Source organism: Chitinilyticum litopenaei DSM 21440 (assembly GCF_000428145.1).
Taxonomy (GTDB): domain Bacteria; phylum Pseudomonadota; class Gammaproteobacteria; order Burkholderiales; family Chitinibacteraceae; genus Chitinilyticum; species Chitinilyticum litopenaei.
Map to the genome: position 1 here is coordinate 98,716 of NZ_ATZJ01000001.1, position 21,810 is coordinate 120,525.

The 21,810-nt window shown below is 64.3% G+C and carries 21 protein-coding genes; 7 read left to right on the forward strand and 14 right to left on the reverse strand.

Features of this window, described 5'->3' with window-relative positions:
* Positions 1 to 106: 106 nt before the first annotated feature.
* The 4 genes from C515_RS0100475 to tyrS all read right to left on the reverse strand — a co-directional run bounded on the left by C515_RS0100475 (position 107) and on the right by tyrS (position 3,432).
* Positions 107 to 859: a substrate-binding periplasmic protein gene (locus C515_RS0100475; RefSeq protein WP_028453919.1), complete on the reverse strand. Its 753-nt coding sequence runs from the start codon at positions 857 to 859 to the stop codon at positions 107 to 109.
* Between the two features lie 102 nt (positions 860 to 961).
* Positions 962 to 1,453, reverse strand: coding sequence for a hypothetical protein (locus tag C515_RS0100480; protein WP_144290276.1), 492 nt, complete (start codon positions 1,451 to 1,453; stop codon positions 962 to 964).
* Between the two features lie 243 nt (positions 1,454 to 1,696).
* Positions 1,697 to 1,957 carry a hypothetical protein gene (locus tag C515_RS18820; RefSeq protein ID WP_144290277.1) on the reverse strand — a complete coding sequence of 87 codons (261 nt, stop codon included), beginning with the start codon at positions 1,955 to 1,957 and terminating at the stop codon, positions 1,697 to 1,699.
* Between the two features lie 200 nt (positions 1,958 to 2,157).
* Entirely contained in the window at positions 2,158 to 3,432 is a 1,275-nt protein-coding gene (gene tyrS, locus C515_RS0100490) for a tyrosine--tRNA ligase (protein ID WP_028453921.1), read from the reverse strand.
* A 252-nt stretch (positions 3,433 to 3,684) separates the two neighbouring features.
* Here tyrS and C515_RS0100495 point away from each other — a divergent pair, with 252 nt between their 5' ends.
* Positions 3,685 to 5,862, forward strand: a complete 2,178-nt coding sequence (locus C515_RS0100495; RefSeq protein WP_028453922.1) for an ATP-binding protein — start codon at positions 3,685 to 3,687, stop codon at positions 5,860 to 5,862.
* Between the two features lie 125 nt (positions 5,863 to 5,987).
* Here C515_RS0100495 and C515_RS0100500 read toward each other — a convergent pair whose 3' ends face one another.
* Positions 5,988 to 7,481 carry a YifB family Mg chelatase-like AAA ATPase gene (locus tag C515_RS0100500; RefSeq protein WP_028453923.1) on the reverse strand — a complete coding sequence of 498 codons (1,494 nt, stop codon included), beginning with the start codon at positions 7,479 to 7,481 and terminating at the stop codon, positions 5,988 to 5,990.
* A gap of 60 nt (positions 7,482 to 7,541) precedes the next feature.
* Between C515_RS0100500 and C515_RS18825 the strand changes: the two genes are divergently transcribed.
* From C515_RS18825 to C515_RS22075, 4 genes are read left to right on the forward strand one after another with little or no spacing between them, the layout of a single operon-like run.
* Positions 7,542 to 8,576, forward strand: a complete 1,035-nt coding sequence (locus tag C515_RS18825) for a sensor histidine kinase (RefSeq protein ID WP_043647579.1) — start codon at positions 7,542 to 7,544, stop codon at positions 8,574 to 8,576.
* A complete protein-coding gene (locus C515_RS0100510) occupies positions 8,542 to 9,312 on the forward strand; it encodes a LytR/AlgR family response regulator transcription factor (protein WP_028453924.1) in 771 nt (256 codons plus the stop codon). The genes C515_RS18825 and C515_RS0100510 overlap by 35 nt, the downstream gene beginning before the upstream one ends.
* Positions 9,290 to 9,712 (forward strand): DUF2721 domain-containing protein, encoded by a 423-nt coding sequence (locus C515_RS0100515; protein ID WP_245574967.1) that lies wholly within the window; start codon positions 9,290 to 9,292, stop codon positions 9,710 to 9,712. Before C515_RS0100510 ends, C515_RS0100515 begins: the two co-directional genes overlap by 23 nt.
* Positions 9,713 to 9,758: 46 nt before the next feature.
* On the forward strand, positions 9,759 to 11,507 hold the full coding sequence (locus C515_RS22075; RefSeq protein WP_051304473.1) for an SIS domain-containing protein: 1,749 nt from the start codon (positions 9,759 to 9,761) through the stop codon (positions 11,505 to 11,507).
* 103 nt (positions 11,508 to 11,610) lie between these two features.
* On the opposite strand, the gene C515_RS0100525 is transcribed toward C515_RS22075, so the two are convergent.
* The 6 genes from C515_RS0100525 to C515_RS0100550 all read right to left on the reverse strand — a co-directional run bounded on the left by C515_RS0100525 (position 11,611) and on the right by C515_RS0100550 (position 14,698).
* The gene (locus C515_RS0100525) at positions 11,611 to 11,880 is read right to left on the reverse strand and encodes a hypothetical protein (protein WP_028453926.1); all 270 of its coding nucleotides are present in this window, start codon (positions 11,878 to 11,880) and stop codon (positions 11,611 to 11,613) included.
* The gene (locus C515_RS0100530) at positions 11,864 to 12,430 is read right to left on the reverse strand and encodes a sigma-70 family RNA polymerase sigma factor (protein ID WP_028453927.1); all 567 of its coding nucleotides are present in this window, start codon (positions 12,428 to 12,430) and stop codon (positions 11,864 to 11,866) included. The genes C515_RS0100525 and C515_RS0100530 overlap by 17 nt, the downstream gene beginning before the upstream one ends.
* Positions 12,399 to 12,893, reverse strand: coding sequence for a DoxX family protein (locus tag C515_RS18835; protein ID WP_051304474.1), 495 nt, complete (start codon positions 12,891 to 12,893; stop codon positions 12,399 to 12,401). The genes C515_RS0100530 and C515_RS18835 overlap by 32 nt, the downstream gene beginning before the upstream one ends.
* Positions 12,890 to 13,633 carry an HvfC/BufC N-terminal domain-containing protein gene (locus tag C515_RS18840; RefSeq protein ID WP_051304475.1) on the reverse strand — a complete coding sequence of 248 codons (744 nt, stop codon included), beginning with the start codon at positions 13,631 to 13,633 and terminating at the stop codon, positions 12,890 to 12,892. The genes C515_RS18835 and C515_RS18840 overlap by 4 nt, the downstream gene beginning before the upstream one ends.
* A complete protein-coding gene (locus C515_RS0100545) occupies positions 13,630 to 14,391 on the reverse strand; it encodes an MbnB/TglH/ChrH family RiPP precursor modification enzyme (RefSeq protein WP_028453928.1) in 762 nt (253 codons plus the stop codon). Before C515_RS0100545 ends, C515_RS18840 begins: the two co-directional genes overlap by 4 nt.
* A gap of 64 nt (positions 14,392 to 14,455) precedes the next feature.
* Positions 14,456 to 14,698, reverse strand: coding sequence for a BufA1 family periplasmic bufferin-type metallophore (locus tag C515_RS0100550; RefSeq protein WP_028453929.1), 243 nt, complete (start codon positions 14,696 to 14,698; stop codon positions 14,456 to 14,458).
* Positions 14,699 to 14,987: 289 nt separating this feature from the next.
* On the opposite strand from C515_RS0100550, the gene C515_RS18845 reads away from it, so the two are divergent.
* Positions 14,988 to 15,440, forward strand: coding sequence for a hypothetical protein (locus tag C515_RS18845; protein WP_051304476.1), 453 nt, complete (start codon positions 14,988 to 14,990; stop codon positions 15,438 to 15,440).
* A 39-nt stretch (positions 15,441 to 15,479) separates the two neighbouring features.
* The gene (locus C515_RS18850) at positions 15,480 to 16,037 is read left to right on the forward strand and encodes a hypothetical protein (protein WP_211233950.1); all 558 of its coding nucleotides are present in this window, start codon (positions 15,480 to 15,482) and stop codon (positions 16,035 to 16,037) included.
* Here C515_RS18850 and C515_RS0100565 read toward each other — a convergent pair.
* From C515_RS0100565 to C515_RS18855, 3 genes are all read right to left on the reverse strand, one after another.
* The gene (locus C515_RS0100565) at positions 16,018 to 16,635 is read right to left on the reverse strand and encodes a glutathione S-transferase family protein (protein WP_028453930.1); all 618 of its coding nucleotides are present in this window, start codon (positions 16,633 to 16,635) and stop codon (positions 16,018 to 16,020) included. The genes C515_RS18850 and C515_RS0100565 overlap by 20 nt on opposite strands.
* Positions 16,636 to 16,818: 183 nt before the next feature.
* Positions 16,819 to 18,441 (reverse strand): 2Fe-2S iron-sulfur cluster-binding protein, encoded by a 1,623-nt coding sequence (locus C515_RS22860; protein WP_028453931.1) that lies wholly within the window; start codon positions 18,439 to 18,441, stop codon positions 16,819 to 16,821.
* 474 nt (positions 18,442 to 18,915) lie between these two features.
* Positions 18,916 to 21,642 carry a cation-transporting P-type ATPase gene (locus C515_RS18855; RefSeq protein WP_051304529.1) on the reverse strand — a complete coding sequence of 909 codons (2,727 nt, stop codon included), beginning with the start codon at positions 21,640 to 21,642 and terminating at the stop codon, positions 18,916 to 18,918.
* Positions 21,643 to 21,810 lie beyond the last annotated feature (168 nt).

Genomic DNA, 21,810 nt, shown 5'->3' on the forward strand with positions numbered 1-21,810 from the left:
GCAAGCGCATGATCGCAGCTGGAGCAGTTGTCAGGCACTGCAATGGATAAGGATGTATCGCCACGCAGCCTTTTATTCAAAAGGGCTGCCAGTCAATACCCATGGACTATGGTGCAGTTGCCAGCTGCTGCTGCAACTGCCGCTGCATCGCCGCGTACTGGCCATTGGCACGCAGCGTCGCCAGGCCCTTGTCGAGCAGCTCGGCGTAACGGCGCGAGGACGGATGCTGCGGTGCGAACCCGACATAGAACTGCGCGACATTCACCTGGCCGACCTCATGCACTTGCGTGAGGAAGTCGCGATTGGAAAAAAGCAGCAAGCGCGCCGGATGCGCATTGATGATGGCGAAGTCGACACGTCCGGCCAGCAGCTTGCGCAACTGCTGCTCGTCGGTGCGCGCGTAATCCTTCACCAGCCCCGGCTGGTTCAGCAGGCTGGACGGATAGGTGTAATCACGCGTCAGCGCCACACGCCGTCCGGCCAGATCGTCAGCCGTCAAGCGGCGCTTGTACGGTGTCCGCGCAAAGATGGCCAGCGGCTCTTCAAGCAGCGGCGTGGCATGCCAGTGAAACTGCTGCGCGTTGTAGCCGGTTTTCTCGATATTGAAACAGGCCAGCGCCTGATTGGCCTGCACCTCGCGCAGACAGCGCGTGAACGGCACCGCGCGAAACTGCACGGTGATGCCCTGGCTGGCAAAGGCCGCACGCACCACATCCACGGCAAAGCCCTGCGGCGCGCCGTTTTTGCGATCAAGACTGGAAAACGGCGCCCAGTCGTCCTCGGCATTGATGATGATGGTTTCCGCCTGCGCACAGGTGCTGACCAGCACCATCAGCAAGGTAAACAGCCATTGCGCCATGAATATGCGCCTCCTGCATCAGCGGATTTCATTTATACCAGCTCTGGCCACCCCCTTGTAAGGGATGACGACGATCAGCGGATTACCGGCGATATGCCGTCTTTATTGCAGTTCAGCCGATTGTGGCCGCAATCGGCAATGCGGATCGGCAACCCAAGGGACATCTCGTCGCGAGGCATTGCCAGGCCGGATGTGGTAGCCGTCGGCCTGCCATGACACGCTGCCGTGCAGCACCGGACTGCGCCAGTGCTCACGACAGCGCTGCAGGTCAAAGGCCGTCAGCCATTGCGTGCTGCCGGAATAGTTCACCACCAGCAGATAGCGTGAATTGGCCAGCGCCAGCGGGCCGCGAAACAGATCGCTGTCGATCACGCAGCTTCCTGCGCGGATCGGGCCAAGCCAGGACGGATTGTCGGCATCGTGATCCGCCCCCTCTAGCCGCAGCGCACCGGCGACGGTCGATACCTCCGGCGCAGTGGCTGAGACGGGTTCAAGTGTGCAGCCTGCGTGCAGCGGTGCAGACAGGCCCAGCACACCAGCCAGAACGGGCCACAGCCATTGCGGCCATTTGGGAGAATGAGAGAAATTCGGCATGCCATGATGATGCACCATCGCCAGTGCCAGGGCAAACTGGCTGCACCTACATGTATAGCGATGCAGCCTTTCATCTGCCTCGATGGTGGAGGCATACCTGCAAGCCTTTCTGCCGCCATGAGTACGGCCTCGCTCCTTGCCGGGATGCTTGCGGCAGCAATGCCGGTATGGCGCGCCCGCCGTGTTTCACGGTGAAACATGAATCCCGAATGGCGTAAATGCGGCCATTGCACGCGCGGGCATTTAGCGGGACGGAGATTCGATACGCTCTTCGTATTCGCCCAGCTTGGCCATCACCTGCCGGTTGGCCCGGTATTTTGATTTCAGGCGGGCCAGTTTTTTGTCCGTTCCCGTGCAGAGTTGCTGCAGTTGTTCGGCGAGAAACTTGCCGCGCTCCGCATCGTAGGCCTCTTCACCGCGAAAGTGATCACAACCGTCGCGCTGCTCGATGAATTGCGCGACATCCTTCGGGTAGCTGTCTGTCGCCACGGTGCCACTAGCCATGGCCGCAGACAGCAGAATGAATACACAGGTCTGCATAACACCTCGCTCGCTGATTGCAGGAAAGCGCCGGCATGGCGCGCCGATCGCCTGCCGGCTTTCCATTATTGGCCAGTAAATAGGCAATGTATGGGCAAGGTTTCATGTGAAACAACAACGCCACCTCGACGGGTGGCGTTGTTGTTTTCAGATGGCGTAAAGACTTACTGCCACACCACCAGCGCGTAGTTCTTCTTGCCGCGCTTGAGCATCGTGTAGCGGCCGAACAGGCGCTCGGTGTCCGCAAACACGTGTTCCAGGCTGTCGACCTTGGCGCCGTTCACCGTTACCGCGCCACTCTGGATGAAGGTGCGCGCCTCGCTCTTGGATTTGGCGAGGCCAGCAGCGGCCAGCGCGTCGATCAGGCCGGCCACGTCGCGGCCAAGCTGCACGCTCGGCATGCCGTCCTGCGCCAGCTGTTCGAAGTCGTTTTCGGTCAGTGCCGCCAGCGATTCGCTGAACAGGTGCTTGGAAATGCGCTGTGCCGCTTCCACTGCCGCTTCGCCGTGCACGGTGCGGGTGACGTTTTCCGCCAGGATGCGCTGCGCTTCCGGCTTGGTGCCGCTGGCCTTGTCGGCCGCTTCGATCGCGTCGATCTCGGCCGGCGACAGGAAGGAGAAGTACTTCAGGAACTTGTACACGTCGGCATCCGCCGTGTTCAGCCAGAACTGGTAGAAGGCGTAGGGCGAGGTCTTTTTCGCATCCAGCCAGATGGTGCCGGTCTCGGTCTTGCCGAATTTGGTGCCGTCGGATTTGGTCACCAGCGGCAGCGTCAAACCGAAGACGTGGGTCTGGTTGAGCCGCCGGGTGAGGTCGGTGCCGGCGGTGATGTTGCCCCACTGGTCCGAGCCGCCGATCTGCAGCTTGCAGCCGTGGCGGCGGTTCAGCTCGGTGAAGTCGTAGCCCTGCAGCAGGCTGTAGGAAAATTCGGTGTAGGAAATGCCCTGGTCTTCGCGGGCAATGCGCTGCTGCACGGCTTCCTTCTTGATCATGGCATTGACCGAGAAATACTTGCCGATGTCGCGCAGGAATTCCAGCGCGCCCATGCCGCCGAACCAGTCGTAGTTATTGGCCATGATGGCGGCGTTGTCGCCGTCAAAACTCAGGAAGGGCGACACCTGCGCGCGGATCTTGTCAACCCAGCTGGCGATCACGTCCGGCGTGTTCAGCTTGCGCTCGGTCGCCTTGAAGCTCGGGTCGCCGATCATGCCGGTGGCGCCGCCCACCAGCGCAATCGGCTTGTGGCCGGCCAGCTGGAAGCGCTTGAGCACCAGAATCGGCACCAGCGAACCGATGTGCAGGCTGTCGGCGGTCGGGTCGAAGCCGCAATACAGCGTCACACTTTCCTTGGCCAGCAATTCGTCAAGCGCGGCAAGGTCGGTGGTCTGCGCGATCAGGCCGCGATCGTGCAGATCCTGGATCAGGGTGGACTGGTGCATGAAGCTTCTCCGGGTTGGGGCGAGCGGGAAGGATTTTCCCGACAGGAAAACCGCTGATTTTACGGTGCGCAGGCCCACTTCGCCAAACCCCGGAGCAGGGACGCTCTGCGCGCGCAGTGTGCATTTCGTCACTTGCCCTGCACGTGCCGGTTCTCCGGCGGGCAAATCCTGTTTACTGTTATGTGATCACCCATGTGCTCCCGTTGGCCTTGCCTGGCACGCGAACGGGAACTGGACCAGACCGCCTCCGCCATGACCAGCCCGGCCCGCATTACCGCCCTGCAGCGCCCCTACTTCCTGCTCTTGCTGAGCATGGCACTGGTGCTGTCTGCCGCCGTGGCGCTGCTCAATGTGCAGCTGCGCGGCAAGCTGCATGCCGACCAGCTGGCGACACTGAAGCTGGCCGCCATCCAGACGGAAAAAATGCTGGAACAAAAGGTCGAGCTGGCCACCTATCACGTCGCGGCCATGCAGCAGACCGTGAATCGCGCACTTGCCCAGCCGCAGCTGGCCGATCCGGGTTTGCTGCAGCGCCTGCCGGGCGTGCTGCCGGCGGACAGCGTATTCGAAAGCCTGCCGGCCGGGCTTGCCGGCCAGCTCGGCAGCTTTTATGTGCGGCGGGATTTCTGGCCGCAAAACCGCCCGGCCCTGGCTGCCGCGCTGCCGCAGGCCGAACGCCAGCGCCTGGCGGCCAGCCTTGCCATTCTGCCAGTTGCCGCGCACGCCCACCGCAGCCATCGCGATCTGCAATGGAGCTATTACTACGACGCCGCCGGCCGCTACAGCCTGCTCTACCCCGGGCTGAGCCGCAAGGAGGTGCTGGGCGCCACCGACAGCCGCGACATGGACAGCGCGCTGGGCATCATCTTCGATGCCGGCGGTACGCTGCCGGTGCAGCTGGCCGGCCCGCAGCGCAATCCGCTGCGCCAGAAGCAATGGACCACCCCCTATATGGACAGTGGCGGCAAGGGCATGATGGTGTCGCTGCTGGCTCCGGTGTATCGGGGCGGCGAATACATCGGAGCGGTCGGCGCCGACCTCACCCTGTCCATGCTCGACCGCGCGCTGCAGGATTCCGCCACACCGCTGCTGAACACCCTGATCATCGACAATTCCGGCCAGGTCATCGCCGACAGCCAGGGCGCGCTGCAGGGACGCAGCCATGCCCTGCAGGCTGCCGAGCGGCTCGACCACTGGCTGGCCATCAAGGCCTTGCCGCAGCAGGGCGGCTTTACCCGCATCGGCGAGCGCTACTGGCTCAGCCTGCCGATCGCCGGCACGCCGTGGGAGCTGCTCGGTCATGTCGAAGACCGCGAGCTCACTGCCGCGACCAGCGCCGTGCTCGACAATTATCTGCGACTGTCACTGCTGGTGATGGGCATGCTGATCCTGCTGGTATGGCTGCTGCACCGCTACTACACCCGTCCCGCGCTGCAGCTGGCCGACTATGTGTTTGCCGTGAACGAGCAGGCCGGCAGCGACATGCCGCCGGTACCGGCACGATGGACGCCCTGGTTCCGGCAGGTGGCGCAAACGGCCGAAGAGCGCGCCAGCTATCTGGCGCGCATGCAGGAACACGCCGAGCAGCTGGAAGAGCGCGTCGCCGAACGCACGCACTCGCTGCAATCGGTCAACGCCGAGCTGGCCCGGGCGCTGCAGGAGCTGGGCAATACGCAGGAACGCATGGTCGAAGGCCGCAAGATGGCGGCGCTGGGCCGGCTGACATCCGGCATGGCCCATGAGCTCAACACGCCGCTCGGCGTCGTGCTCACGGCGGTCAGCAGCCTGCTGGAAGATCAATCCCGACTGAGCACCGCGCTGGCCGACAACCGCATCGGCAAGGCCGCCGTGCTGCGCGAACTGGAACAAAGCCAGGAAACGAACACGCTGATCCTGCGCAATGTGCAGCGCGCCATCGGCCTGATCCAGAACCTGCGCCAGCTGGGCCAGGCCCAGGACAACGAGCTGCCGCAGCGCGTGCGGCTGGCTGGCCTGCTGGCCGAACTGGCACAGGCCTACCGCGCCCGCTTCGATGCGGCGGGGCACCGTCTGCAGATCCAGTGCCCGCCAGACCTCGAGCTGCTCACCTACCAGCATGTGCTCAGCCAGACACTGGGCCTGCTGCTCGACAATGCGCTGCTGCACGGCCTGCGCGAGCGTGCGGATGGCCTGGTCGACATCACCGTGCGCAGCGACGGCAGCGAAGTCGTCATCACGCTGGCCGACAATGGCCGCGGCCTCGACGGGCCCGGACTGCAGCGTCTCTTCGACCCCTTCTACACCAGCCAGTTCGGCCAGCACCACGGGCTTGGCACCTTCATGGCCTACAGCTTTGTCACCGGCCTGCTGCAAGGCCGCATCCAGCCCGCCAGCCAGCCCGGCGCCGGGCTGAGCTATCACATCGAGCTGCCGCTGACGCTGTCACTGTAAAACCGGCAATACACCAACCCCCATTGCCACACAAGCCATCGACAGCGAAGGCTGCATCCACATACCCAAGGATTGCACGGGATGTTTGCTCAGCCCGGCACGCACAGCCACTGGCCCTCCCCCGCTTACTCCAGCCCGCGCCGGTAACGGATCGCCTCGGCAATGTGGCCGCTGGCGATCGCCGTGTCGCCGGCCAGATCGGCGATGGTGCGCGCCACGCGCAGGATGCGGTGATAGGCGCGGGCGGAGAGCTGCAGGCGCTGCATCGCGCCAGCCAGCAGGGTGCGCGCCTCGTCGCCCAGCCCGCAATGGGCGTCGAGCACATTGACCGCCAGCGCGGCATTGCTGCTCCCCTGGCGCTGCTGCTGCAGGGCAAGGGCGCGCGCCACCCGGTCGGCGACCTCGGCGCTTGCTTCACCGGCGCCGGCGGCGCTGAGCGTGGCCTGGGGCACGGCGGGCACCTCGACCACCATGTCGATGCGATCCAGCAGCGGCCCGGAAATCCGTCCGCGATAGCGGGCAATCTGCTCCGGCGTGCAGCGGCAGGCCTTGTGCGGGTGGCCCTGATAGCCGCAGGGGCAGGGATTCATGGCGGCAATCAGCTGGAAGCGCGCCGGAAACTCGGCCTGCCGGCCGGCACGCGAAATATGGATGCGGCCATTTTCCAGCGGCTCGCGCAGCACTTCCAGCACCTTGCGGTCGAATTCGGGCAGTTCGTCCAGAAAGAGCACGCCATGATGCGCCAGCGAAATCTCGCCCGGCTGCGGCACGCTGCCGCCACCGACCAGTGCCACGCTGCTGGCAGTGTGGTGCGGCGCACGAAAGGGCCGGGCGCCAAACTGCTCGGGGCGCAGGCCGCTGCTGCCCAGCGATTGCAGGGCGGCGCTTTCCAGCGCTTCGGGCAGCGCCAGCCGGGGCAACAGGCCGGGCAGGCGCTGGGCCAGCATGGATTTGCCGGTACCCGGCGGGCCGATCAGCAGCAGGGAATGCCCGCCGGCCGCCGCCACTTCCAGCGCCCGCTTGGCAGCCTGCTGGCCCTTGACGTCGGCCAGATCCGGATAAGAGGGTATTGCCTCAGAGCCCTTTCTGGGAAAAGGCTCAATACTGGATACCCCACCAAGATGCCGGCAGACATCCAGCACATGCCCGGCCGGAAAGACCGTGGATTCGGGCACCAGCGCCGCTTCATCGGCATTGGCAGCGGAAATGAACAGGCTGCGCCCGTGCTGACGGGCCGCGACACTGAGCGCCAGCGCACCGCGTACCGGCCGCAATTCGCCGGTCAGCGCCAGCTCGCCGGCAAATTCGTAGGCGTCCAGCCCGGCCAGCGGCAACTGGCCACTGGCGGCCAGAATGCCGATGGCGATGGGCAGGTCAAAATGGCCCGCGGCCTTGGGCAGATCGGCCGGCGCCAGATTGATGGTGATGCGGCGCGCCGGAAACTCGAAACCCGCCACCGTCAGCGCCGCACGCACCCGGTCACGCGCTTCGCGCACTTCGGCTTCCGGCAGGCCTACAATGGTGCAGGCAGGCAGGCCATTGGCCAGATGCACTTCAACACTGACCGGCGCGGCATGCCAGCCCGAGAGGCCACGGGATTGCACCACAGCAAGAGACATCCGCTACTCCGGCCAGCCAAGAAAATATCAATGTAAGCCATAAGCCATTAAAGGGTAAGCATGAATGAGCGCATCCCGGCGCAATTGCCGGATTTCAGCAATCTGGGGGTGGTCTTGCGCGCGCTGGTGCTGGTGCACCTGGGCGCCATGCTCGGCGTCCTGGCCAGCATCGAACGCTGGAGCGAATGGCACAGCCAGCTCGCCACCGCGCTGCTGTGGGTCGAGCCGGTGCTGCTGCCCATGCTGGGTCTGCTGGCGCTGCTGCAACCGCGCCTGCAGCAGCTCAGCTATCGCACTGGCGTGCTGCTGGTGCTGGCGCTGGTGATGCTGCTGGTATTCCTGATTCACCGTGCCCTGCTCGGGCTGGGCGCGGACATGCCCAGCCTCTTTCTGCGCTACGAATTGCTGGCGGTATGCAGCACGCTGCTGCTGCTCGGTTATTTCCGCCTGTGGCTGCGCGCGCTGTCGCCGCGGCTTTCCGAAGCGCGGCTCGCGGCGCTGCAGGCGCGCATCCGGCCGCACTTCTTTTTCAACAGCCTCAACGCCGTGCTGTCGCTGATCCGCAGCGACCCGAAAAAGGCCGAAGTGCTGCTGATCAACCTTTCCGACCTGTTCCGCGTCGCCATGGGCAATCAGGAGCGCCTCTCCACGCTGGAGCGCGAGGTGGAGCTGGCGCGCGGCTATCTGGACATCGAAAAAGTGCGGCTCGGCGAACGCCTGCAGGTCGAGTGGCACATTGCCAACATGCCGGGCAAGGCGCAGATCCCGCCACTGATCCTGCAGCCACTTCTCGAAAACGCCGTCTATCATGGTATCGAGCCCAGGGTGGAAGCGGGCGTGGTGCAGATCAACGTGTTCCGCGTAAAAAACGACGTGCACATCGACATCCGCAACCCCGTCTTCCCCGGCGGCCGCCCCGTGCATCGCGGCAACGGCATGGCGCTGGACAATGTCAGCGAACGCCTGCTGCTGTATTTCGATGCCGAGGCCAGCCTGAGCACAAAAGCGAACACCGACTATTATCAAGTACATATCGTGTTGCCCTACCAGGAGTCACCTGATGAGCAATCCGCTGCGCATCTTTCTCGTCGATGACGAGCTGCCGGCACTGAACCGACTGCAGGATATTCTGGCCGACTGCCAGCATGAATTTCCGCATGTCGTGGTGGGTACCGCCACCAATGGCATGACCACGCTGAGCCAGCTGGTCGAACACCCTGCCGATGTCATCATTCTCGACATCCAGATGCCGCAAATGAGCGGCATCGAGGTGGCCCGCAAGCTGCTGGAACTGCCCCACCCGCCGGCGGTGATCTTTGCCACGGCCTTCGAAGACTACGGCGTGGCCGCCTTTGACGTGCGGGCCGTCGATTACCTGCTCAAGCCCATCCGCCACGACCGGCTGCTGGTTGCCCTGCACCGGGTTCTTGACCTGCAGCAACCCCGCGCCAGCGGAATCAGGCAGGATGCCGACGAGCACGGGCGCACGCATTTCACCGTCAGCGAACGCGGCCGCGTGCATCTGGTGCCGGTCGCCGACGCCTGCTACCTGAAAGCCGAGCAGAAATACATCACGCTGCGCACCCGCGAGCGCGAGTACCTGCTGGAAGACTCGCTGACCCGGCTGGAAGAAGAATTTGCCGACCGCTTCGTGCGCATCCACCGCAACTGCCTCGTGGCGCGGGAAGCCGTGGCCGGATTCGAGCGCGTACCGGGCGGGGGTGAAAGCCACTGGGTCGTGCTGCTGCGCGACCTGCCCGAGCGGCTGGCCGTCAGCCGTCGCCAACAACATGTGATCAAGGAATTCCGTGCCCACTTCCATGATGGATAACTTCACGATCAACACGCCATCGCTGCTGTTTCCCGCCATTTCCCTGCTGATGCTCGCCTACACCAACCGCTTTCTCGCGCTGTCGAGCATCATCCGCCAGCTCTACGATCACCAGCGCAACGAGCCGCACGACAAGATCCTTCTGCAGCTGGGCAATCTGCGCAAACGCGTGTGGCTGATCCGCTACATGCAGGCCTTTGGCGTTTCCAGCCTCTTGCTGTGCATCGTCTCGATGATTGTCACCGCCGCCGACCGCATCCTGCTGGCCGAGTGGATGTTCATCGCCAGCCTGGTGCTGATGATAGGCTCGCTGATCCTCTGCCTGATCGAAGTCATGCTGTCGGACAAGGCGCTCAATGTGCTGCTCTCCGACATCGAACTGGATCACCGCGAGCAATAATCCTCCCGGCCACGCCCACCCCGCCTGCCGCCACTTCCGGACCGCCATGACCGAACTGATCGCCTACCTCGCGCCACAGAACGTGCTGCCCGCCCTTGCCGAAAGCCTGCAGGGGCTCACCGGCAATGCCAGTCATCTGGCGCTGGTCGCGGCCGAGCAAAGCCAGTGGCAGGTAAGGCACGTCGTGCTGGCTGCGCCCGCCCAGAAACTGGTCTTTCCCTTCGCCAGCCGCTGGCTGATTGCCACGCTGGCCGGCCAGGACACCACGGCGCCCTTCATCCACGAGCAAACGCTGGTCGTCGCCAGCAGCGGCCAGTGCGACAACCATGCCGCACTGGCCCGGCTGGCCGGGCTGCCCGCGCAGTGCTCGCTGGCCAGCCTGCTGGCCGCACTGCTGCAGGCCCAGCAGCAACGCGGCCTGTCACTGAGCCAGGCCATGCAGCGCGTCAATCCGCTGCTGCAGGGCCGGCTCGCCTACATCTGCCATACCCGGCAGCAACCGCAGCATGCCTTTGCCAGCAGCCTGGGCGAGCCGCTCTTTGTCGGCCTGGAAAGCGGCCTGCGCCAGCTGTGCTGCAGCAATGAGCGGCTGATCCGCCAGCGCACCACGCAATATCATGCCCTGGCGCACAATGAGGTCGTGCGCTTCGGCCTGGATGCACCCCTGCTGTTTGGCGCCGATGGCCAGGCGCAATCACTGCCAATGACACCAACGCGGCTCAGCGGCACCCCGCACCACATGCTGGAAGAAATCCTGGCTCAGCCCGATGCACTGGCCGGCCAGGTCAGCGATTTTCTGGGCGGCCAGCTCATTCCCGCCGATCTTGAACGGCAACTGGCTGGCATCCGCCAGATCACGCTGGTCGCCAGCGGCTCCAGCCACCATGCCGCGCTCACCGGCAGCTACTGGCTCGAAGCACTGGCCGGACTGCGCGTGCAGATCGCACTGGCCAGCGAATACCGCGAACGCCCGGTGCTCAGCGAGACCGGTGAACTGGTGCTGGCCATTTCGCAATCGGGCGAAACGGCCGATACCCTGCTGGCGCTGCAGCACGCGCGCCAGCGCGGCGATGCCTTGACGGTCGCCTTGTGCAACGCGCCCGGCAGCAGCCTGGCCGCCCTCGCCCATTTCACCCTGCTCACGCACAGCGGCGAAGAACATTCGGTGACCGCGACCAAATCGTTTACCGCGCAACTGCTGCTGCTGTATCAGCTGGCGCTGGCCATGGCGCGGGCGCGGGGCAAGATCGACGCCGAAGCCTGGGAGGCCGCACAGGGCGAAATGCAGCAATTGCCGATTACCGTCAGGGCCGTCCTGGCGCATGACCGCGAACTGCGGCGCTGGGCCAGCGCGCTGCACAGTCAGGCCAATGTCTTCATGCTCGGCAGCCACGCCGTCTACCCGATTGCGCAGGAAGGCGCGTTCAAGTTGCAGGAAGTGGCCTACCAGCATGCGGTCGCCTACGCCACCGGCGAGCTCAAGCACGGCCCGGTCACGCTGCTCGGCGACACCCTGCCCATCGTGCTGTGCCTGCCATGGAATACGCAGGCCGAACGCACGCTGCTGGGCCTGCAGGAAATCCGCGCCGGTCGCGGCGAGCTTTACATCCTGTCCGACGGCATCCTCGCCAGCACCGACCGCCAGCATGTCATCCACATGCCCGGTGGCCTGAGCGCGCTGACCCCCATCATTTACGCGGTGGCGCTGCAATTGCTGGCCTATCACTGTGCCGTACTGCGCGGCAACGCCATCGATGCCCCCCGGCATCTGGCCAAGGCACAGGCCCTCGGTTAGCCGAATCAGCAGGGCTGTCCGGCTGAACCGCCGTCAACCCGCGCGGGCGGGCCGCCGGCTGCAGCACCATATTCATCGCCGTGGCTCGCCAGGTTCTGGACGGTCACGATTGATCGGGCTCGCCCGCCTTTTCCTGCAGCCGCCGGGCGATCCGCGCGCGGGCGGCGGCGTCCAGCCTGGTCTGGGTTTCGTCCGGGTTGCCGGTCTCGCCAGTTTGCTGCAGCAGGCGCTGCAATTGCTCCAGCTGCGCCTTGTGCCGGCGGCAGTGGCTGCACATCAGCATGTGCAGGCCGATCTGCAAGCGGCGATAGCGCCCGAGCGGCACTTCGGCCGCCAGCGTCAGATCGCGGGTCACCTCACGACAGCCTGCCATCCCGGCCTCCCTCGCTCAGACACACACGCAGCGTCTGCCGCGCACGAAACAGCAGCTGGTAAAGATTCGCGCAGCTGATGCCAAGGCTGCGACAAACCGACTCGGCCGGCTCGTCATTGAGTTCGCGCAGCCAGAACAGCTGCGCCATGCGCCTTGGCAGCCTGGCAAGGCAGGCGTCGATCAGCGCGCGCAGCTGCTTGTTGTCCAGCTCGCGCGACGGATCGCGCCAGTCCACCGGCGCATGAGCCCAGTGGCCATTCTCGGCAAAGAGATCGTCCTCGCCGACGCTGTTTGTCAGCTCGGCCTCGTCGGGCGCCTGCTGCCAGCGCTGCTGCTCGCGCAGCACGTCGATGATCTTGAATTTCAGGATGCCGGTAAGCCAGGTGCGCACGCTGGACTGGCCGGCGAAACGCTCGGCGCCTTCCAGCGCGGCCAGCAGCGTGTTCTGCACGGCTTCTTCTGCCAGATGCGGGTCGCGCAGGCGGCGCAGCGCGAAGGCGTACAGCATGTCGCCGTGCTCATCCAGCCATTGCAGTGCGGGTTTGCTCATCGCTTTCCTTGTGGGGAGTGCGTTTCCGGTAGCCCAGCCAGCCCTCCAGTGACCAGCGGCCAACGCCATGCAGCACAAGATAGCCCAGCAGCACGCCCCACAGGTAGTGATCTTTCAACTCCAGCAGCTCCAGCGCCGGATAGGAGACAGCGGCCACCGCATTCACCACGAACAGCCCCGCCGCGGCAAAACGCCCCGGCCAGCCCAGCACCAGCAGTACCGGGAGCACGATTTCCCCCGCCGTACCCATCACGGCGGCAACGTCGGGCGGCAGCAGCGGCATCCGGTATTCCTCGGTAAACAGCAGGATTGTGGTATCCCAATCGCGCAGCTTGGTCAGGCCAGAAAGGAAAAACACCTTGGCCACATACAGCCGCGCCAGCAGTGCGGCCAGCGGCTGCAGCACTACCATCCCCCGCTCGAACTGGCGATACGCCACCGGCAGCATGTTGATCAGCTTCATGACAATTCTCCGTTTACGGTTTGCAGCCCGCAAACCGCAGCGCTGGCGAACAGCCAGCCCAGCCACTCGCCCACCGGCGCGCGGTCATCCACGGCCAGCGCGGCCTCCAGTGCCGCCAGCACCGATTCGCCCTGCTGCAGCGCACGGTACAAGGCAAAGCGCGCCGGCGGAATCTGCTGCCATTCGGCGCGCAGCACCAGCAGCGCCTGCCCGCCAGCGTTGATGTCCGCCGCCGCGCCGCCCTGATGCATCGCCAGCAGGTCGGCAAGCGGCCAGTGCGCGGATTGCGCCAGTTGCAGCGCCGGGTGCAGCGTGACGGTCAGGGTTTCCAGTGCAGCGGGGCTTAATTCGGCCAGCGCGGCAGCCGGTACGGCTTCGGCATCGTCGGCCAGAAAGGCCAGCCAGCACGCCCAGTCCAGCCGCGCCACGTCGGCCAGATAGGGCAAGTCACCTGCCGGGGCAAAGCCGGCAATGAAATCAGGAAAATCCGCGCCCAGGGCGTGCAGATTGGCGGACGTGGCCGGCGTGGCATCGACATACACGCGCGCCATCGCCGCAAAGAAATCTTCGCCCACCAGCGCCTCTACCGTGGCAAAGGTATTGCCCAGCGCCGCCACGCGATTGATGCGGCAGTTGGCGCGGTAGTGACGCATGCGTTCCGCGTGCAGCAGGCCGGCTGGCGCGGCGCTCTCGTTATCCAGCAGTGCGGCAAAGGCCGTGATGGCGGTGGCGTAGCTCATGCCGTTACCTCCAGGGTATTGCTCTCAAGCCTTTTCACATGAAGGGCCAGCTGCAGATACTCCTGATACAACTCGGCAAACTCGCCCAGATTGCTGTCGCGCTCCAGCAGCACCGGCCGTGGCCCCCATTGGCGCAGCGCCGCATCCAGCAGCGCCAGCACCTCGACCGACACGGCCGCGCCGTGCGTATCCACCGCCGTGCCGTCGAACCATTCGAAGCCGGCAACGTGGATTTCCGCCACGGCCGCCGCAGGCAGCGCGGCGATTTCTCGCAAGGGATCAACGCCGAGATTGAGCGCGTTGACGTAAAAATTGTTCAGATCGACCAGCAGGCCGCAGCCGGTGCGCCGGTGCAGCTCGGCCATCAGATCGCCCTCGCCGATCACCTCGTTGGCAAAACCGACATAGGCCGAGACGTTCTCGATCAGCAGCGGGCGCTGCAGCACGTCCTGCACCTGCGCAATGCGGTCGGCCAGATGCGCAATCACGCCATCGACGCGCGGCACCAGCTCGCGCAATTGCGCCAGATGCCGCGCATCCAGCTCGCCCACCCGCCCCAGCCCCAAACCCACGCCATGCAGGCTGAGCGGGTAATCACGGCGGATCGCCAGCAGGCTCGCCAGCGGCGCACCACCACCAAAGTAGTTTTCGCTGTGGACTTCCCACCACGCCACATCCGGGCGGCTGGCCAGCACGGCCTCGACATGCGGCGCGCGCAGTCCCAGGCCGGTTACGGCGGGAAAACGATTCACATCCATTGATACCCCCACTGGAATTGGTCTGCAGCCTAATTACTGAAAAGGCTGCAGGCCTATACCCTGATTACATAGCCTTGAGGGTGCCCTTCATGTCCAGGCAGGTGCCCTTGGCCACGTACTTCCATTCCTTCGGATCATTGTCCTTGGCGGCCTGGCCGGCGCAGGCATGGCCATTGGCCTTGCAATCGTTCTGGCCGGCCTTGGCCACGCCGAAACATTTTTCCTTCTCGGCAGCGGCAGCCGTGGTGCTCACACCGGCAGCCAGTACGGATGCCAGCGCAACGCTCAGCAGGGCAGTCTTGTTCATGGTGTTCTCCAGATCGTTAGGTAGTGTCGAGGATGAGTCCTCTGAAGCTTGGTCGCGTGCATGGCGGATTTCTGACAGGAAGCCCTCCAAAAAAAATCCACATTACCGCTGGCGCTGGCGACACCAGGAGAGAGCACCGCCACTGCCAAGCCTGCTACGCACTGCATTGACGTTCTGCCTAAAGGCTTTTAAGCTGCAAAGCTTACACAAAGCTTTTGTTGCTTGCGTATTTCAACTGCGCTAACCATACCGCACCCAAAAAGCAGGCTCCTCATTACAAGGCAAACGCATGTCCAAACTACTGAGCGGTAATGACGTGACCAAAAAACTGGAAAAGTGGCTACTCATGGTTGCGCTTGGCCATATCGCGGTTGGAGTAGCACTCCCGTTTGTGGCGTTTTCCAGTGGGTTTGACTTCTACGCAGAAAAACTGCGCATGTCATTCTGGTCCGGCGCACTCATCCCCCCCGAGGCAGAAGCATTTCAACGCTGGATTGTGGCGCTATTCGGCCCTACCGTCGCAAGCTGGGGCGTTCTGATGACTTGCCTGGTGCGCGCCGGCATGCGCCAGGCTGATCCCTGGCCCTGGAATGCCCTTCTTCTTTCGCTACTGGCATGGGCTCCGGCAGATATAGCGATCTCGCTCATGCGCGACTTTTGGCTACACGTCATTGTTGATCTGCTGGTCGTCGTCGCCATCGCCATACCTGCGCTTGTGCTGCGCGCTCAAAAAACCGCCTGAACACGCCCTACAATCAATCCAATTGCACAAGGAACGCTCATGGATATCGTCATTTATCTTCTGATCTTTCAAGGCTTGCTGGGTGGGTTTGATGTTTTCTGGAACCACGAGTGGAAAGAAAAACTACCCTCAACGCCAACGGCAGCACTTGAACAAAAAATCCATGGTGTCCGCGAGCTGCTTTACGCCGTGATTTTTCTCGGTTTGGCGTGGTTTTCCTGGAATGGCGTCTGGGCATGGGTACTATTCGTCGTCATTGCAATCGAAATCCTATTGACCGCCTGGGATTTCGTAGAGGAAGACAAGACAAGAAGGCTGAGTCCGGGCGAACGGGTCACGCATCTGGTGCTGAGCATGTCGGGCGGCGCGTATGTAGCACTGCAGATTCCAGTCTTGCTGGCATGGTCTCGGCTGCCCTCCGGATTGGACAGGGTGGATTACGGCCTTCAATCCTGGATTTTGAGCATCTTGGGCGCTGGTGTATTGGCTTGGGGCGTAAGAGATCTCTGGAGCGGCATAGCCCTATCCCGCGCAGCGAAATCCATGCCCCGCACCTCCACCAGACCTTGCCCGGAGATCACTTCCGCAGCAAGTTAATCCCCGGCATGCCCACATAGCCATCCAGCGCTTCGATGCGCGCCAGCCAGCGGCATACGGCCGGGTAATCCGTGAGCACCACCTGCCCTTCGGGGCTCAGCGCGAGGTAGGGATAGAGCGCGATGTCGGCAATGCTGAGCGCCGCGCCGGCCAGCCAGTCCGCGCGGCTCAACCGGGTTTCCAGCACCGCCAGCAGCTGCGCGGTGATCGCCTCGGCGTCGGCCTGCGGCACCGGGCGGCCCCATTTGTGCAGCAGGCGCAGCGCATTGGGCCCGCGCGTAACCTCGTTGGCGGCGGTGGCGAGCCAGGCAACCACCTCGGCCAGCGCCGCCGGTTCGTCAGGCAGCCAGTGGCTATTCGTCCCGCCGTAGCGGCGCGCCAGATAGACCAGAATCGCCTGGCTGTCGCGAATCACCACGTCGCCATCGACCAGCACCGGCACCTGGCCCAGCGGGTTCAGCGCGAGGAATTCCGCCGACTTGTGCTCCTTCGCCGCGCCGTTCACCGCGATGCTTTCATAGGGCAGGCCCAGCAGCGACAACAGCAGGCGCACCTTGTGGCAATTGCCCGATAGTGCAAATTCGTACAGTTTGATCATCGTCGTTCTCCCGGCCCGGCGGGCCATTTCCGTTCCTGATCAGGTAGCCAGCTCAGCAACTCGTCATACCGGCGAAAGCCGGTATCCAGAGCGCAGCTTGAACAAGCATTGCCGCTGGATTCCCGCTTTCGCGGGAATAACGAATTGTTCTTTGCTGAGATATCTACCTAAGCAGGTCTCTGTTTACAGATCCAGCTCCAGCCGCGGCGAGCGGGCGCGCGACACACAGATGCACATCAGCCCGGCGCGTTCGCGCTCGTTGCGGTTCAGCGCGTTGTCGCGATGCTCGACCTCGCCGGCCAGCACCTTCACCGCGCAGGTGCCGCAATTGCCCACCCCGCAATCGGACAGGGTATCGACACCGGCCGCCTGCACCGCTGCCAGCACACTCTGGTCAGCGGCAACGGGAATGATGCGCTGTGAACGGCGCAGCACCACCTCGAATGCCGTGTTTTCGCCGCCGGCCGGCGCGGCAAAGCGCTCGGAATGAATCCGCCCGGCATCGATGCCAATGTGTTCGGCAGTATCACGCACCGCGTCAATCAGGCCATTGGGTCCGCACACATACACCCCTTGGGTATCTGTGTTGGCTGCCAGCAGCGCGGCCAGATCCAGCCTTTGCCCTTCCTCGCTGAAATAGCAGTGCAGCTGCTCGCCCAGCTCGCGGCGCAGGCGGTCACCGTAGGCCATTTCGCGGCGGTTGCGCGCGGCGTAATGCAGCTCGAAATCCTGGCCACGCGCCTTCAGCGTCTGCGCCATCGCCTTCAGCGGCGTGATGCCGATGCCGCCGGCAATCAGCAGCACCGGCGCCCTGCCCGCCCCACGGTCTGCTTCACTGCCAGCCTCACGATCTGCCAGGGCGAAATCGTTCTGCGGCAGTGCGCAGTTCAATGTCATCCCCAACCGATAGTGCTCGTGCACAAAGCGCGAGCCGCCCTCGCCGTCGTCATGGCGCAGCACGGCGATTTCATAGATGTCGCGCCGTGCCGGGTTGGAGGCAATCGAATAATGCCGCAGCGCCGGCTGGCCATCGGCCAGCCGCACCGGCACTTTCAGATGCGCGCCGGCACTCACCACCGGCAGATCCAGCCCGTCGGGGTGGCGCAATTCAATGGCGCGCACGCGCGGCGTCAGCTGGCGGATGCCACTGATTACCAGCGCCAGTTCACCCTCGCCCAGCGCGTCCGGCGTGGCAGACATGGCCGCCGGCGCAGCGCTGCGTGCGCGCAAGTCGGCCAGCTCAGCCTGCAGCGGCGCCATCAGTTGCTCGATGTCGGCGTCGGTATAGCGCGGCGTAATGTGCTGCGGGCAGTTCCAGTCCCAGGCCTCGACGGTGATCACCATCGCCCGCTCGATGCGCGCGCGGTAGGCCGGGCTTTCCAGTGCGGCGATCAGCGCCGGATCATCGATCTCGTGCACGATGCGCACCCGCCCCCAGAGTTTCAGCCGGCGGCGGTTGGGGTAATCCATCAGGATGATGGAAATCTTGTCGTTGGCATTCAGATTGCCGACCGACAGGTATTGCACATTGCCGCGAAAATCGGCAAAGCCCAGCGTGTGCTCGTCCAGCACCTTCAGAAACCCGGCCGGCCCGCCGCGATGCTGCACATACGGCCAGCCGTCTTCGTTGACCGTGGCCATGTAGAAACTGTCACGCGCGGCGATGAACTCGGCCTCACGCGGCGTGATTTCGCTGCGGCTGTCCTCGGCCAGCTCGAAGCCCTGATTGCTCTCGCGGCTGTGGTATCGCGACTGCGCAGCCTTGACGCTGTCGGTAAAGGTAATGGCGGCAAAGGCGCGCGGCATGGCATGTCTCCTGCAAATCCGGCGCCGCAACAGGCAGCACCAGCGATCAACTGCCGCCAGTGTGCGCCCTGCAGCGAATAAACAGAATCGCCATGCTGATCAATAAATTGTTTCTCGTGTCGCAATAATCAGGCTTATGGAACAACTGCGTGCGGGGTAAGAGAAAGTCCTGAGTACGCACGCAATACCACTCGGCAGGGCTGGGTAAAACCAGCGGAGTAAAACGCATTGCCACTCAGGTGCCACCACCTGTATCGCAACAGCCAGCGCCGAGCAGGGTTTCGGGCTGTGCGGCTAATGCTCTTTCGCACATTGCAAGATGGCATTTTCCGGAGTTAGGTTGAACATCGCCAAGCTTGCAACTGTACTCTGCCAAAATATTGCCCGACTTGAATGGTGGGGTCCTCGATACTTGAAGTAAGTTCGACACATTTTTCTGCATCAGGCAACCACAATAGGCAGCAGATTAGTGAACTACATGCTGTGCACCCGGAGGTAACGCCAGACCGCTTTTTCCACTTCCACGGCCAGGAATTTCAGCAGGCCCAGCAGCAGGATCATGCCCCAGGAGGCCCAGTCGAGCGCTTCGGTAAGAAAGAGCGCCTGCAACGGCGGCGCGTAGGTAAACAACAGCTGGAAAACCACCAGGATGCCGCTGACCCACAGGGCCACCGGATTGCCCAGCAGCGTTTCGGCGGTGAACGCCGAGCGCGTGAAGTGCCGGACATTGAAAAGGTAGACCAGCTCGCCGATCACCAGCATGTTCACCGCGGCCGTGCGGGCAGTATTCAGGCTGCTGCCGCGCGCCAGCTCCCATTCGAAAATGCCGAAGGACACGACGATCATCAGCAGGCTGACATACACGATGCGCAAGGCCAGCGCGGGGGTGATCAGCGGCTGGCTGGGCGGGCGCGGCCTGTGCATCATGATGCCGTGCTCGGCCGGCTCGAAGGCCAGCGCCATGGCCAGCGTGACCGCCGTGATCATGTTGATCCACAGGATTTGCCCGGCGGTCACCGGCAGCGCCAGCCCGGCCAGCACCGCCAGCAGGATGACGCCGGCTTCACCGACATTGGTGGGCAGGATGAACAGCAGCGATTTCTTGATGTTGTCATAGACCACCCGTCCCTCGCGCACGGCGCGGGCAATGGTGGCGAAATTGTCGTCGGTAAGCACCAGATCGGATGCTTCGCGCGCGGCGTCGGTGCCCTTGTGCCCCATGGCGACGCCGATGTCGGCGGCCTTGAGCGCCGGCGCGTCGTTGACGCCATCACCGGTCATCGCCACCAGCTCGCCCTGCGCCTGCAGCGCGGCAATCAGGCGCAGCTTGTGTTCGGGGCTGGCGCGGGCGATCACGTCGGTGGCAGCGGCGGCCCGCTGCAGCGCGGGTTCATCCATGGCGGCGATCATTTCGCCGCTCAGGGTCGGCCCGGCGTGCAGGCCGAGGCGGATGCCGATGGCTGCAGCGGTGACCGCGTGGTCGCCGGTAATCATCTTCACGCGAATGCCGGCACGCTGGCATTCGGCGACGGCGGCGATGGCCTCTTCGCGGGGCGGGTCGATCATGCCGACCAGGCCCAGCAGGGTGAATTGCGGACGGATATCGTCCTGGGCAAGCACCACCCGGTCGGCCGGCAGCGTGCAGTGCGCCAGTGCCAGCACCCGCTCGCCTGCCGCCGCCGCCCCTTCGACGCGCAACTGCCAGGCCGCATGATCGAGCGCTCGCCCGTCCAGTTCCTGCACGCACAATGCCAGTACCGCTTCGGGTGCGCCCTTGAGCAAGAGCAGGCTGCACGCCTGTTCGTGATCGCGATGCAGCGTCGCCATGTAACGTTGCTGTGCGGCAAAGGGAATGGCATCGCTGCGCGGGTAGCGCGCCTGCAGCAGTGCGGGCTCCAGCCCGGCCTTGCGGGCCAGCGTCAGCAGCGCCCCCTCGGTCGGATCACCCTGCAACTGCCAGCCCAGGCCGGCCTCATGCTGCAGCTGGGCGTCGTTGCACAACAGGGCGCAACGCGCCAGCGCGGCAATGCCAGCATGCTCGAGCGGATCAAGCACCTGGCCGGCCCGCCGCAAGCCACCTTCAGGCGCGTAGCCCACGCCGCTGACAAGAATGTCCTCGCCAGGCAGCAGCAGCCGTACGGCGGTCATTTCATTGCGGGTCAGCGTACCGGTTTTGTCGGAGCAGATCACCGTCACCGAGCCCAGCGTTTCCACGGCGGACAAACGGCGGATGATGGCCCGCTTGCGTGCCATCACCCGCGTGCCGATGGCCAGCACGATGGTCACGACAGCCGGCAGGCCTTCCGGAATGGCGGCCACCGCCAGTCCGACCACGGCAAGGAAGATGTCGAGCAGCGGCATCTGGCGCCAGATGTAGCCATAGACGAAGGTGAGAACCGACACCGCCAGAATCCAGAAGGTGATGGCGCGGGCAAACTGGTCGAGCCGGCGGGTCAGCGGCGTGGCGAGTGTCTGCACCTCGCTGACCATGGCGCCAATGCGGCCGATTTCGGTCGCGGCGCCGCTGCCCACCACCACACCCAGTCCCTGACCGAATGCAACGATGGTGCCCGAATAGGCCAGGCAGCTGCGATCACCCAGCGCGGCATTGGCCGGTACCGCATGCAGGTGTTTTTCCACCGGCAGGGATTCGCCGGTCAGCGCCGCCTCGCCGATACTCAGGGTTTTCACCCGCAGCAGCCGCAAGTCGGCCGGCACCCGGTCGCCCGACTCCAGCAATACCAGATCGCCCGGCACCAGCAGGGCGGCATCGATCTGCCGGCGTTCGCCATCGCGCAGCACCGTGGCCTGCTGTGCCAGCAGCGTGCGCACCGCATCCAGCGCCCGCTCAGCCTTGCCTTCCTGGATGAATCCGATCACCGCGTTGATCAGCACCACGCCAAAGATCACGCCGGCGTCGACATAGTCCTGCAGGAGCAGCGTCATGACGCCCGCCACCAGCAGCACATAGATCAGCGGATTGTGGAACTGCAGCAAGAAGCGCCGCCATGCCGGATTGTGTGGCGCGGCGGGCAGGGTATTCGGCCCGTGCTGCGCCAGCCGGCGCTGCGCCTCGGCACTGCTCAGTCCCGAGTGTTCGTCACTCGCCAGGATGGCCAGCACCTGCTCGCCCGCCAGCGCATGCCAGTCATGGGCATTGCCCCTGTCCTGCTCACTGGCTACACCGTTGGCTGCTGTCATCCCATCCTCCGCATGGCGGCGGGCCGCCGGCGCGGCGACCCTGCCCTTGCAGTTTAGGACGAAGCGCTGCACATCCTGCGCTGGGCCGGCGGCAAGGCCGATTTGCGGCTGGCTTACAGCCAATACTTACGTGCAGCCTTGACAGCTCCGCCGTTTTCCCCGACTGTA